Below are 12,613 nucleotides of genomic sequence, written 5' to 3' on the forward strand. Positions count from 1 at the left end.
GCTCCAGTAGCAGCTAGGCGGTAGTGATGCCGTCATCAACCTTGCCCGCTTCACGGCGCTTGCGCAGGCGCTCCCGCTGCGGTTCAACGACGTACTTCGGGTCCTCGGTGGACTGCTTACCGGCCTCGAGCACCGCGAAACGAGTCAGGCAGGACCCCGCCATCAACGCGACACCCGAAATACCTGCGAGTACTCGACTCTTTTTACTGAACAGCGCGCCAACGCCACCAACCGCGAGGCAAACCTCGGAAGCCTTGAAAAGCTTGCCTGCCTTGCCCGTGGAAAACGCTTCCTTAGAGACGTCGTCCAGTTGGCTCGTCATGTAGGACGTCGCTGCGACATCGGCGGCTGCGCCCACGACACCGAGTGCTCGCGGCACAGCAGCATTCTCCGTCGAAGTGGTGAGCAAGCCCATGCCACCCGTCGCTGCGGTCGCAGATGATACGAACACGAACGGTAGGTTCTTACCCGCCTCCTGCCATGCAGGCACCGACGTGTTGCCGATCAGCACCGCGGTGTACGCCGCGAGCGGCGAGGCAAGCACACCGCCAGCAATACCAGCCGGGGTCGCTGCGAACTCAATAAACGAGCGCAGCGGGCTTGGCAGCGGCAGCTTCTTGCCAGTCAGCTCGTCGAGTTCCGGAAGCATAGCAAGCCCCTGCAACGCGGAGAACGAGCCCAGCAGCCACGAACCGACACTCATCGGAGATGACAACTTGAACACGCGGAACATGTTCAGCAAGCGCTCCGGGCGACCAAGGTCGAGCACCAGGCAACCGGAGCCCACCGCGGCGGCAGCCATCGAACTAATCCGCATGTTGCGACGCAGCTCCTTGTTGCCTGTCGCGTCAGCTCCCACGGCCAACAAGGAGGAACCTCCGGCGAGGCCGCCGAGGAAGAAGTAGACACCAATCGGCCACTCCCACGGCGGGAACTTCACAATCGGCTTGCCGTAGTAGGAGTCAAAGTGCTCGAAGCTTGCCTCCGGCACCATCAGCTCTTCGCCACGACGCTTCTTCGGGCCCCGTGGGCGCTCGCCTTCCGCTTGATCACGTCGCCGCGGACGACGCGGCTCCTGCGGTGGACGGTAGCTATCAAACTCAGCCATTTACTTCCTACCTCCGATCAGGACCGCGGCTGCAATAGTGCCAACCATTCCGGCTGCGGCAATGACGCCGCGCTTCGCCAGCTCCGGCAAGTTCGCCGTTGGAACCACTGGGTCTGGTGGAAGCCCGTAGACCTCTGGCGCATCCAGCAGCAGGAAGATTGATCCTGTACCGCCTACGCCGTCGTTCTGGTTTGCGCCATACAGGCGAGCTTCCGTCATACCCTGCGCGTGCAGTTCCTTCACGCGCGCCTTCGCAAGCGCGAGCATTTCATCGTAGGTGCCGTACTTGATTGACGTCGTCGGGCAGGTCTTGGCACACGCCGGCTGCTCGCCCACCTGAAGGCGGTCGAAGCACATGGTGCACTTCTGAGCCACCCCGATGTTCTTAATCGGCGCGCTCTCACCAGGTGTGAAGTCCTCACCCTTGCCGGAACGCTCGTTGCGCTTGCGAACGCCACCATCGCTACGACGCTCAATGACGCCGAACGGGCAGCCAGCAACGCAGGTACCGCAGCCATTGCAGACGTCATCCTGTACGACGACGGTGCCGTGCTCGGTGCGGAACAACGCACCCGTCGGGCACACGTCCAAGCAACCAGCGTTCGTGCAGTGCTTGCACACGTCGGAGGACATCAGCCAGCGGAAATCCGGAGTATCCGGCAATACCGCGCGGGTGGAAGCCTCTTCGGCAGGCTTGACGCTCGGCATTCCAAGCCCGACGAGCTTTGCACCCTCTTCACGAGCCTGCAGAATCCGGTCCTCGCCCTGCTCAATGAACGCCACGTGGCGCCACGTGTCCGCGTTCAGCGAACCGGTGTTGTCGTAGGAGTTACCAGACAACTTGTAGCCGTCCTGCGGGTTTCGGTTCCATTCTTTACATGCAACCTCACACGCCTTGCAGCCAATACAAATCGACGTATCCGTGAAGAAAGCCTTGCGAGCCTCCTTCTCGTACCCGATGTTGGCTGGGGATTCGGTGATCTGATTCTTCGTTTTCATCGTCAAAACCTATCCTTCCCCGTTCGCCATATTCTTCTTCGTCGAGTCGTACTTCGCCGCCTCGGTGTCACCGAGCTGCTCACCAACGATGACGTCTTTCGACTCGTCGGTCAGCTTGGTACCGGTGTCCTCCGTCAGGCGCGCACGGCGCTGGTACTCACGCACCAGCTTCATGCGGTCCTCGCCGCGCGGGCGTCGGCCCGGCCGGATATCAACCGCGGAAACCTTCGACGCCTGGATGTTGACGTTCGGGTCCAGCATGATGCCCAAAAGGTCGTTCGGTCCATCGCCTTCGACCTCGGCGTAAGAACCTGCGCCGAAGTGGTACGGCATACCAATCTGCTGGAACTCGTGACCGTCAATGACCAGAGTCTTCATGCGCTCCGTGACCAGCACTCGCGCCTCGATGGCGTTGCGCGGCGAGATGATCGTCGCCCAGTCACCATTCTTGAGACCGACCGCTTCGGCCAGCTTATGCGAGACCTCACAGAACAGCTCCGGCTGCAACTCCGCCAAGAACGGCAAGCTTCTCGTCATCGAACCAGAGGTGTACGCCTCCGTCAGACGGTAAGTGTTCAGCATGTACGGGTACACGCCAACACCCGGCTCGCCAAAGTTCGGCGCCGAGAGGTTGTCCTCCCCACGCATCACAATTCGCGACGGCGACTGCTGCTGCTTGTACAGCGGGTTCGCAAACGGGGACTCCTGCGGTTCGTAGTGCGTCGGCATCGGGCCGTCAACCATTCCGGTTGGCGCGAACAGCCAGGCCTTGCCGTCCGCCTGCATGATGAACGCATCATCGCCTGCAAGCGCTGCAGGACCGACCGCGTCGCGCTCTGGCTTAAACCCAGGTGCGCGGTTGACCGGGAAGTCCACAACATCGTCGGACTCCCACAGCTCCTTGTCCTCGTTCCACCAGACCAGCTTCTTGCGCTCCGACCATGGCTTGCCGTCCGGATCCGCAGAAGCACGGTTGTAGAGCACGCGACGGTTCATTGGCCATGCCCAGCCCCACTCCAACGCCATCGCGTTCTGCTCCTGGCCTGGGCGCTTGTTCGCCGAACGGTTGACGTCGTCAGCGTACACACCACAGTAAATCCAGCAACCAGAGGAGGTTGAGCCGTCAGCCTTGAGATCCGCAAACTTGTCTACAAGCTGTCCCTTGCGAGGACCGTCGAGATAGTAGCCGTTGATCTCCTTCAGCACCGACTCCGGCAGAATCTCACCGTGCTCATCGCACTCGTAGTCCCAGGTGATCTTCTGCAACGGCACGTCGCGCGGGTCGGTCGAGTCCTTGACTCGCTCCTTCAAGCGAAGTCCCAAGTCGTAGAAGAACTCGAGGTCACTCTCGGCATCGCCCGGCGCATCCTTGGCCTTGTAGCGCCACTGCAGCACGCGCGAGGTCTGGGTAAACGTACCTGCCTTCTCAACGTGGTTCGCAGCTGGGAAGAGGAACACCTCAGTGTCGATCTCCTCCGGCGAAATCTCACCGGACTGCACTTCTGGAGAGTCCTTCCAGAACGTTGCCGTTTCGATTTCAGAGAAATCACGTACGACGAGCCACTTCAGCTTGGTCAGCGCCATGCGCTGAATGCGACCGTTCGACTGCGCAACCGCAGGGTTCTGGCCGAAGACGAAGTAGCCGTCGACAAGCCCCTGGTTCATCAGCTGCAGCGTGTGGTACGTCGAGTGCGCACCAGTCAACCTTGGCATGAGGTCCATGCCCCAGTTGTTCTCCTCGGTTGCGGCGTCACCCCAGTAGGCCTTCATCAACGACACAGCGAAGGTGTCGCCGGTCTGCCAGAAGCCCTTCTGATCACGCTTCGACACTGCTGCCAAGTACTCGTCCCACGTCTGGTGCGTGGACTGCGGCATCGGCAGGTAGCCAGGCAGGATGTGGAACAGCGTCGGCACGTCCGTGGAGCCCTGAATCGATGCGTGGCCACGCAGCGCCATGATGCCCGAACCCGGACGGCCGATGTTGCCCATCAGCGTCTGCAGGATCGCACACGTACGGATGAACTGTGCGCCCAACGTGTGCTGAGTCCAGCCAAGCGCGTACGCGAAGCAGGTGGTGCGATCGCGGCCAGAGTTCTCCGCAATCGAGTTCGCAAGGAAGTAGAAGTCCTCCTCAGAAATACCACACGACTCAGCAACAACCTGCGGGGTGTAGCGGGAGTAGTGGCGCTTCAAAATCTGGAAGACTGTTCGCGGATCCTGAAGGGTTTCATCCTTCTCAACGTCCCACGAAGTCTGCGCATCCCACTTCTTGCGCGCCTGCCACGAATCGTTGGAGTAGCCGCCCGTTTCAGGGTCGTATCCAGAGAACAGACCCTCAAGGTCCTCCGTATCCTGGAAGTCTTCACTGATCAACGTCGAAGCGTTGGTGAATGCCTTGACGTACTCCTCGAAGTACAGGTTGTTTTCCAGCACGTAGTTGATGACAGCACCCAACAGGATGATGTCGGTACCACCACGAATCGGGATGTGCTTATGTGCCATCGCCGACGTACGCGTGAATCGAGGGTCGACGTGGATGATTCGTGCACCACGCGCCTTCGCTTCCATGACCCACTGGAACCCAACTGGGTGCGCTTCGGCCATGTTTGACCCTTGGATGACAATGCAGTCCGCATTTGCCATGTCCTGCAGTGGCTGGGTCGCTCCACCGCGTCCAAACGAGGATCCCAAACTGGGAACCGTGGAGGAGTGTCATATACGAGCTTGGTTTTCGACCTGCACCGCGCCCGCTGCAGTCCACAGCTTCTTAATCAGGTAGTTTTCCTCATTGTCCATCGCGGCGCCGCCCAGGCCTGCGATACCCATGGTTCGACGCACTGGGCGCCCCTTGTCGTCAAAATCCTGCCAGCCGTTTTCACGAGCTTCCAAGAAGCGGTCGACGACCATTTCCATGGCGGTTTCGCGGTCAAGCTTGACCCATTCCTTGGAGCGCGGTGCTCGGTACAGAATGTCGGTCACGCGGTTTTCCGCGTTGACGAGCTGCTCGGAAGCTGCACCCTTCGGGCACAGGCGTCCGCGTGAGTGCGGAGAATCCGGGTCGCCTTCAATTTGAATGACCTTATTGTCTTTTACATATACGCGCTGGCCACAGCCAACAGCGCAGTACGGACACACGCTCTTGACAACGCGGTCCGCTTCTACAATGCGGCCTTCCATTTCTTGGCTGCGCGCAGATTCGGTGTTTTCGCCTCGGGCGAAGGCGTCACCACCGCGTATCTGGCGCACAACCGGCCAATTTAAGGGACTAAAACGAGACATACCGGCAAGGATAGCCCATTTTGCGAAGGTTCCCCATCGACATACCCCCAGGTCATTGATTAGGATACCCTTACTTTTGATGCATTTTTGCCTCGCAGGCGTAAAATAGCGCCGTAACATCAGTTTTCAACTACACCTTCAAAGGAGCTTGACTATGGACAAGAAATTGCAAGATGCAATGAACGAGCAGGTCACTGCGGAATACCAGGCGGCACTGCTGTACCGCCAGCTCGCCTACACCATGGAGGCACAGTCTTTCCCGGGCTTCGCATCCTGGTTTGCTGAGCAGGCGCAGGAAGAGTGCGACCACGCAGAGAAGTTCGCAACGCACCTGATCGACCGGGGTCACGACGTCACCTTGCACACCGTCGCACTCGACGCTCCATCGATCGATTCCCCGCTCGCAGCGTTCAAGGCAGCGCTGGAGCACGAGCGCAAGGTCTCTGCGATGATTCGCAACATCGCCGGCATCGCCGATGAGGTCAAGGACTTTGACTCGCGCTCACTTATCACCTGGTTCCTCGACGAGCAGATCAGCGAAGAGGCAACGGTTTCCGAGATTGTTGACCAGCTGACACTTGTCGGCAATGATGGTTCTGGACTGCTGCGCCTGGACTCGGGTCTTGGTCAGCGCAACGATTCTTCGAACTAACCCAATATTCGCCCAATAATTATCGACGTCCACTTCCCCACAGCCTGCTGCGGTGAAAGGGGACGTCGAATATTTTGCCTCACGACGTTTCATCCCAGGAGCCCCATGCCTTTGCCGCCTTTGACCCGAATTATCGCCTGTGCCACTACTCTTGCTCTTGCTGCGACCGGTCTTTCGATTCCTGTCGCACACGCACAAGCGAACTCGATTTTGCCTGCCTGGCCTACGATCCGGCCGCATGGCCCTGAAGATCTTCCGACGAAGCCAAAGCAAAAACCGATGAAGATGCCAGATGGCACCGTCGTCCAAATCATGGGTGATGTGCTCGGCCCGTGGGCTGCACATGTCGGCATTGGGGCCGGCGACTTGGGCGCCATGACACCGCTCAACGGTGACGAATTCGCGATGATCTTCGGCGACTCATTCCGCGGCAAAAAGTTTGGGGAAGGCGACTGGATCAGCCCCATTGGCGTGGTTGCGCGAATGAATAACGGACAGATCGAAATCCTTCGCCCGCTCAAGGGGCACCGTGACGCATACGGCCTGATCAACTACTACCGCGAGGAAGGCGACAAGCTAACGCTCATCCCGTCGGATGTGATCAACATCAACGGCACGCTCTACATGCAAGGCATGTGGAACCGCGGCATCGGCAATGTGCTCGAGACACAGACATGGAAGTCCACCGATGAAGGGAAAACGTGGAAGAGCATTGGGCGCACTCCCAACCATTACCTCAATGGACTTGGCCAGCTCATTTCCTGGGAAAAGGGCCCGGACGGCTACATCTATGCAGTGATGTCGGGCTTCCAGCGCAAACACGACGTGTACCTGGCTCGCTTTACCGAGGACCAGATCGGCGACCAGCCAAGTTGGGAACTGTTTAATCCGAACACCGGCGAGTGGGGCAACGAAGCTGGCGCGATCCTGCACGGTAACAAGATCAAGGCCGGCGAGATGAACCTGCGCTTCATCGACAACCACTGGGTGTTCGTGATGTTCAACGAGGCCACGCTCGCCGTCGAGGTCCGCATTTCGGATACGCTGCCACAAAGCTGGAACGACGTGCCTGTCGCGACAATCGCCAAGAATGGCTACTGGGACTTTCAGCAGACGCCGATGAATTTCTCCCAACCTTACGGTGGGTACATCGTACCGGGTTCCACGATCGCGAACCTCGACGTCGTCATTTCGCAGTGGAACACGAACACCAACGAGCGCTACATGTCGACGCAGTTCAACGTCAAGGGCCTGGACACGTTCTTCGGTATTGACCCTGAATCGATGCGCCCGCACGACCAAAACGATGTCGACGTCAACGTCACACCAAACCCACCGCAGACCGACGACATGGACGCCGAAGATAACCTGATGTCCTCGGAGGGCAGTTCTAAGACGAAGGCGGCACTCATCACGGTTGGTGTGCTCGCCGGGCTGGGCTTAATCGCTGCGGTGGCGTGGCCTACTATCCGTCAGTATCTACCACCGCAGCTGCAGCAACTCGTGGGCTAGCGCAGCTCGTCCCTCACGTAATCCTCGACGTTTTCCATGAATGCCTTCGGCGGGGCAAAGAAGTTGCACCCGGTGAGTGCCGTGGAAAAGTCGAGGATTCTGTCGTAGTTGCCAACTGGCTCGCCGATGAACATGCGTCGCAGCATCCGCTCGGTGATGGCGACGTCTTTTGCGTAGCTCATAAAGAATGTGCCCTGCTGGCCGGCTGCGTCACCGAAGGTGAGGTTGTTGCGGACGATCTCCAACGATTCGCCGTCTTCATCTTCGATCGAGTTCACAGCGACGTGGCTGTTGGCCGGTTTCGCGTCGTCGTCGAACTCGATGTCTTCGTGCTTCGTTCGGCCGATGACGCGCTCCTGCTCCTCGACGGGCAAATCGTCCCAGGCTTTCAGATCGTGGACGTACTTTTGCAGCACGATGTGGCTGCCACCCGCCCACTTTCCTTCGCGGATAATCGCCGTTGCGATGCCGTCTTGGCCACGCGGGGACTCGGTGCCGTCGACAAACCCGAGTGGGTCGCGGAAGTCCTGGTACTGGAAGGCGTGCGTCTCATCGAAGTCTTCGATGGCGTCGCCGAGCTGTTTCGTGATGCGGCGCGCAAGTTCGAAGGCGACGTCGTATTCGTCGGCACGAATGTGGAAGAACAGGTCGCCCGGTGTCGACGGCGCGTGGTGCTTCTCTCCTTGCAGTTCAACGAACTCGTGGAGGCCTTCGGGCTTTTCCACGGTGAAGAGGCGATCCCACATCTTGGCACCGATGCCGAGCACTGCGCTCAAGTGAGCCTCGGGCCAGCGGAAGCCGACGCCGTTGACGAGCCCCGCGAGGCCACCGATGATGTCCACCACCTCCCCCTCATGACCCGGCGCGATGGACAACGTCAAAAAGATTGCGTCTTTTGACTGCGGCAGGATGACGTTCTGGGAGACTTCTGTCGAATGTATGTCGCTCATAGGTGCCATCATATGCCCCTATGCTCTTTCGCCACTGGCGACCACCCGGTAGAGTCAGTGCGATGGAGACTTCCCGCAGCACAGGGCCCTGGGCGGCGTTGTGGTCGATGATGGTCGGGTTTTTCGTGATTCTGGTGGACTCGACGATCGTTGCCGTCGCTATTCCTGCGATTTCCACCGCGTTTAACGCCACCTACAGCCAGATTATCTGGGTGAACAGTTCGTACTTGCTGGCGTACGCGGTGCCGCTGCTGATTACGGGGCGGCTCGGTGACAGGGTGGGACCACGAACTGTCTACCTGTGTGGCTTGAGCCTGTTCACGGTCGCCTCGCTGGCGTGCGGCTTGGCAACCTCGATCGAGGCACTGATTCTTGCCCGGGCTGTGCAGGGCTTTGGCGGTGCCCTAGTGACACCGCAGACGATGTCGGTGATGCTGCGCACGTTCGCACCGCAGCAGCGGGGTGGCGCCATGGGCGTCTGGGGCGCAACGGCAGGGGTAGCGACAATCGTTGGGCCGCTGCTCGGCGGTCTCCTCGTGGACGCCTGGGGCTGGGCGTGGATCTTCATCATCAACGTCCCGGTGGGCATTGTTGGCATCGCATTGGCGTGGGCCTTCGTGCCGAAGCTCGAGCAGAATGCACGGACGTTTGACTGGGTTGGCGTCGCTCTGTCGGCTTCGGGCATGTTCTGCCTGGTGTTCGGCATCCAGGAAGGACAGACATTTTCGTGGAGCTTCGCCATCGTTGCACTCATTTGCGCCGGCGCCGTGTTGCTGTCGCTCTTCGTATGGTGGCAAGCGAAAACCACCCGGGATCCATTGGTGCCGTTGGAGCTGTTTTCTGACCGAAACTTTTCCCTCGCCTGCGTAGCAATTTCTACGGTTGGGTTTGCAATCTCCACCTACGTCATTCCGTGGATGATCTACGTGCAAAACGTGCAACACTACTCGCCAACCCAAGCAGCGTTGCTCCTGCTTCCCGCGGGATTGATTTCTGGATGCTTCTCGCCTTGGGTCGGCAAGCTCACCAACACGCATCAGCCCAAGCCGTTCGCGATCGCAGGGCTCTCGCTCGTCGCGGTCGCGATTGGTGCCGCGGCCTTCATTACCGACCCGAGTGTCTCCCCAATGTGGTTACTCGCGGTCTCCGTGATCAACGGGTTTGGCAACTCCATGGTGTGGGGGCCATTGTCCATGATCGCGACGCGAAACCTCGATCCGCGCCTGGCAGGGGCGGGCTCCAGCGTATATAACACCGTGCGCCAACTTGGCGCGGTCATTGGCTCTGCAGGTATCGCGGCAATGATGTCGCAGCAGCTCACGCGCCAGCTCGGGCCGACGGCTGCCGACTTTTCCGGCGGCGGGAGCACCCAAGCGCTCCCCGACGTGCTTCACCAACCATTCGCGCAGGCGATGTCCACGTCTATGCTTCTGCCGTTGAGCCTCGTCATCGTTGGTGTACTGGTTTCCACCAGATTTGTGCGCACCCAGTCTTGGAACGATTAATCTTCCAGGGAAATCATGTACACAGGTGGCTCAATCTTGAAGTAGCCGAGGTGCTCCCAGAAAGCACGCCCTGCGTCATTTCCTTCCGCCACCATCAGGTGCACTGCGGGGGCCTTGCGCTCGCGCAGCCAGTCCACGCAGCCGTCGGAAAGCAGGCGCCCAACGCCGCCTCCCCGTGCGTTAGGACGCACACCGGTCATGTGGATCCACCCGCGGTGGCCGTCGAAACCTACGATGGTCGCGCCGTCGACGACACCTTGGGGGGACTCCGCTACGAGTACTGTGCTGCCGGGGCTTTCCATCGCAAGATCGAAGTCAGTCGGCGGGTCGTTCCATTCCTGGGTAATGCCAGATTCGTCCCAAACATCCACGACCGCCTGGCGGTCCTCAGGGCGGGCTTCACGCAATGTGTACATAACAGGTAAGAATAAACGCTGAAAGGTAGAGCATGAAATGCGACGCAAACCCCGCACCCAAAAGAAATCCATTACGGGAACATTCCCCGTAGACACCGGCAGAGCGACCATCATCGCCGACAAACTTCGCGACGGCGGCTACACCCTCGAACTCAACCGCGTCCCCAGCTCCTACGTTGTACTCGGTGCGCCGGAGGTGCTGACGTTCGACTACATGCAGTGGATCACGGGATTCATCCGCCCCGGCGACACCGTGCCCTCGGATTTCCGCGCAGTCCACCTCGGCGGGGCCGCGTGCACGCTGCCTGCATACTTCGCACACCGTTACCCCCAAAGCCACCAGACGGCAGTGGAGATCGACCGGGAACTCGCACAACTCGTACGCTGGGCATTTCAGGAGAACCTCGAGCCGGTCACAATCCGCTGCGCCGAAGCACGTGCTTTCACTCATGCCTGCCAACCACGCAGCCTTGACCTCATCGTTCGCGACGTTTTCAGCGGCCCCTCCACCCCTCGCCCGCTGACCACCGTCGAGTTTTTCCGCGCGTGCACCGTGGCACTGCGCCCGGGAGGCATCTACATCGCAAACATCGGCGATAGGCAGCAGCTTCCAAACACTCGCGCGGAGATAGCCGGGCTCCTCGAAGTGTTCTCTTACGCGGTGGCCGTCGCGCCGCCAGCAATGCTCGACGGCCACGAGTACGGCAACGTCATCGTCGCAGCGAGCAACACCCCCTTAGTTTTCGACGCCACCACCGCCCCTTCCCTTGCCGTCAAGGATGGCACGACGCTGCTCGACGGCGCTTCCACTCGCCGCCTTGCCCGGCGCGACTAAGCCAGCTGCTGCGCTTCCGGCACCCAAAGCTTGCGGGCCCCGCGGAACGTTGCGCTCACTCCGAACAGCACCAACAATGTGAACACCGGCACAGAAACAAAACCGTAGCCGTAGGAGCCGAAGTAGTCTTTCACCCACCCCCAGACAGCCGCACCAATTGAAAGCCCAATTGGGTAGGCCATCCCCAGCGTGCCCCAAATCTTCGAGAACTCTTTCTGGCCAAACGAATGCTCTGCGATCAGTGGTGGGGCGACGGTGCCGCTTGCAGTACCGAGGAAGATGAAGATCACGAAGAACACGTAAGGCAGGAGCGTGGTCATGTATGCCCACGCCGCGGTCGCGCCGGCCGCAATCAGCAGCATGATCCACAGGGCCCGCTCCAGGCCGATTTTATCGATGAACCAGCCAAGAAACGGTTTGAACACGATCAGACAAATCGTTGCCGTGATAATGATTGTTGAAATTTCCTCTGGGCGAAGCTCCACACCCCACGGCTTGCCAGAAAGATAGTTCACGAAGTGTTGCGTCATCCCGTAGATCGCGCCCAACAACAGCAATGAGGCCGCCAATACGTAGAACCAGATGCTGCCAAAAGCCTCCCGCTGCGTCATTCCCGGCTCGTTACCAGTTTTCGTGGTCACTTCATCTGCCGGTGCCACCTCCGCACCGTACGGGCGTAGGCCGAGATCCTCAGGATTGCTGCGGATCAGGAACAACGCCGGTCCCGTTGTCAGCACAACCATTGCGACGGCCATAATCACCATCGAGGTCCTCCATCCAACGGTTCTCAGCAGGATCGGCACTACTACGCCGAGGATCACACCGCCCACTCCTGTTCCCGCCAGGACGATGCCCAACACGGTTCCTCGTTTAGCCACAAACCAGCGATTGATAACGACGATCGGGACGTACTGCAGCGAAAGCCCCACGCCGATACCAATGACGATTCCGGCTGCATAAAACCACCACAGAGATTGTGCGGCGGAAAAGACAACCAAGCCACCCGCAGCAATGAGACCACCAAGGACCAACAAGCCAGGCGCCTTGATTCGGTCAATGAGCATGCCAGCCACCGGCATTGACGCCGCGGAAGCGAAGCCATACAAAGTGAAATAAATCATGAACGCACCTGCACGGGTCCCAGGAAAGTCCCCGAGCACCGCCGGTGTAAAGAAACTCAGACCAGTCAGCGTTATTGAAAACGCCACCTCTACCAGCAAGGCACCGATAATGACCATCAGGTGACGTGCCGGGATTTTCCCAGCGGATTGAATATGCCCTTCAGTCGCAGCCATGTCCGCTACTCCCTCGCAGTCAAAAGAGAATTTGAATGGACTTAGTGTGCGTCCGCCTCCGA

10 protein-coding genes are annotated in these 12,613 nt (G+C 59.5%); 4 read left to right on the forward strand and 6 right to left on the reverse strand.

Annotation, left to right across the window (positions count from 1 at the left end; genetic code table 11):
* Positions 1 to 13 precede the first annotated feature (13 nt).
* Genes nrfD through fdnG form a run of 3 tightly spaced genes read right to left on the reverse strand, consistent with a single transcriptional unit; the run spans position 14 to position 5,386 of the window.
* Complete coding sequence (gene nrfD / locus BJP05_RS06535) at positions 14 to 1,108, reverse strand: NrfD/PsrC family molybdoenzyme membrane anchor subunit (RefSeq protein ID WP_070362713.1); 1,095 nt, start codon at positions 1,106 to 1,108, stop codon at positions 14 to 16.
* Complete coding sequence (locus BJP05_RS06540) at positions 1,109 to 2,107, reverse strand: 4Fe-4S dicluster domain-containing protein (RefSeq protein WP_070362714.1); 999 nt, start codon at positions 2,105 to 2,107, stop codon at positions 1,109 to 1,111.
* A 9-nt stretch (positions 2,108 to 2,116) separates the two neighbouring features.
* Positions 2,117 to 5,386 (reverse strand): formate dehydrogenase-N subunit alpha, encoded by a 3,270-nt coding sequence (fdnG, locus tag BJP05_RS06545; protein ID WP_205634829.1) that lies wholly within the window; start codon positions 5,384 to 5,386, stop codon positions 2,117 to 2,119.
* A gap of 154 nt (positions 5,387 to 5,540) precedes the next feature.
* Here fdnG and BJP05_RS06555 point away from each other — a divergent pair, with 154 nt between their 5' ends.
* Together BJP05_RS06555 and BJP05_RS06560 are read left to right on the forward strand one after the other, a co-directional pair.
* A complete protein-coding gene (locus BJP05_RS06555) occupies positions 5,541 to 6,038 on the forward strand; it encodes a ferritin (RefSeq protein ID WP_070362717.1) in 498 nt (165 codons plus the stop codon).
* 279 nt (positions 6,039 to 6,317) lie between these two features.
* Positions 6,318 to 7,550, forward strand: a complete 1,233-nt coding sequence (locus tag BJP05_RS06560) for a DUF4185 domain-containing protein (RefSeq protein ID WP_070362718.1) — start codon at positions 6,318 to 6,320, stop codon at positions 7,548 to 7,550.
* Here the strand turns inward: BJP05_RS06560 and BJP05_RS06565 are convergent.
* Positions 7,547 to 8,500 (reverse strand): Dyp-type peroxidase, encoded by a 954-nt coding sequence (locus tag BJP05_RS06565; RefSeq protein WP_070362719.1) that lies wholly within the window; start codon positions 8,498 to 8,500, stop codon positions 7,547 to 7,549. The two genes, BJP05_RS06560 and BJP05_RS06565, sit on opposite strands and share 4 nt — an antisense overlap.
* A gap of 62 nt (positions 8,501 to 8,562) precedes the next feature.
* Between BJP05_RS06565 and BJP05_RS06570 the strand changes: the two genes are divergently transcribed.
* Complete coding sequence (locus tag BJP05_RS06570; protein ID WP_240492722.1) at positions 8,563 to 10,005, forward strand: DHA2 family efflux MFS transporter permease subunit; 1,443 nt, start codon at positions 8,563 to 8,565, stop codon at positions 10,003 to 10,005.
* Here the strand turns inward: BJP05_RS06570 and BJP05_RS06575 are convergent.
* Positions 10,002 to 10,421 carry a GNAT family N-acetyltransferase gene (locus tag BJP05_RS06575; RefSeq protein ID WP_070362721.1) on the reverse strand — a complete coding sequence of 140 codons (420 nt, stop codon included), beginning with the start codon at positions 10,419 to 10,421 and terminating at the stop codon, positions 10,002 to 10,004. The genes BJP05_RS06570 and BJP05_RS06575 overlap by 4 nt on opposite strands.
* Positions 10,422 to 10,458: 37 nt before the next feature.
* Between BJP05_RS06575 and BJP05_RS06580 the strand changes: the two genes are divergently transcribed.
* The gene (locus BJP05_RS06580) at positions 10,459 to 11,256 is read left to right on the forward strand and encodes a spermidine synthase (protein ID WP_070362722.1); all 798 of its coding nucleotides are present in this window, start codon (positions 10,459 to 10,461) and stop codon (positions 11,254 to 11,256) included.
* On the opposite strand, the gene BJP05_RS06585 is transcribed toward BJP05_RS06580, so the two are convergent.
* Positions 11,253 to 12,551: a nitrate/nitrite transporter gene (locus BJP05_RS06585; RefSeq protein WP_168156186.1), complete on the reverse strand. Its 1,299-nt coding sequence runs from the start codon at positions 12,549 to 12,551 to the stop codon at positions 11,253 to 11,255. The two genes, BJP05_RS06580 and BJP05_RS06585, sit on opposite strands and share 4 nt — an antisense overlap.
* Positions 12,552 to 12,613 lie beyond the last annotated feature (62 nt).

Origin of the sequence: Corynebacterium sp. NML98-0116, assembly GCF_001767255.1 — a bacterium.
GTDB classification, from domain to species: Bacteria; Actinomycetota; Actinomycetes; order Mycobacteriales; family Mycobacteriaceae; genus Corynebacterium; species Corynebacterium pseudogenitalium.

Coding starts and splice junctions, on each gene's coding strand:
- BJP05_RS06560 (WP_070362718.1), top strand. CDS start 6,318: ATGAAGATGCCAGATGGCACCGTCGTCCAAATCATGGGTGATGTGCTC.
- BJP05_RS06585 (WP_168156186.1), bottom strand. CDS start 12,551: ATGGCTGCGACTGAAGGGCATATTCAATCCGCTGGGAAAATCCCGGCA.
- BJP05_RS06575 (WP_070362721.1), bottom strand. CDS start 10,421: ATGTACACATTGCGTGAAGCCCGCCCTGAGGACCGCCAGGCGGTCGTG.
- nrfD (WP_070362713.1), bottom strand. CDS start 1,108: ATGGCTGAGTTTGATAGCTACCGTCCACCGCAGGAGCCGCGTCGTCCG.
- BJP05_RS06565 (WP_070362719.1), bottom strand. CDS start 8,500: ATGAGCGACATACATTCGACAGAAGTCTCCCAGAACGTCATCCTGCCG.
- BJP05_RS06570 (WP_240492722.1), top strand. CDS start 8,563: ATGGAGACTTCCCGCAGCACAGGGCCCTGGGCGGCGTTGTGGTCGATG.
- BJP05_RS06580 (WP_070362722.1), top strand. CDS start 10,459: ATGCGACGCAAACCCCGCACCCAAAAGAAATCCATTACGGGAACATTC.
- BJP05_RS06540 (WP_070362714.1), bottom strand. CDS start 2,107: ATGAAAACGAAGAATCAGATCACCGAATCCCCAGCCAACATCGGGTAC.
- BJP05_RS06555 (WP_070362717.1), top strand. CDS start 5,541: ATGGACAAGAAATTGCAAGATGCAATGAACGAGCAGGTCACTGCGGAA.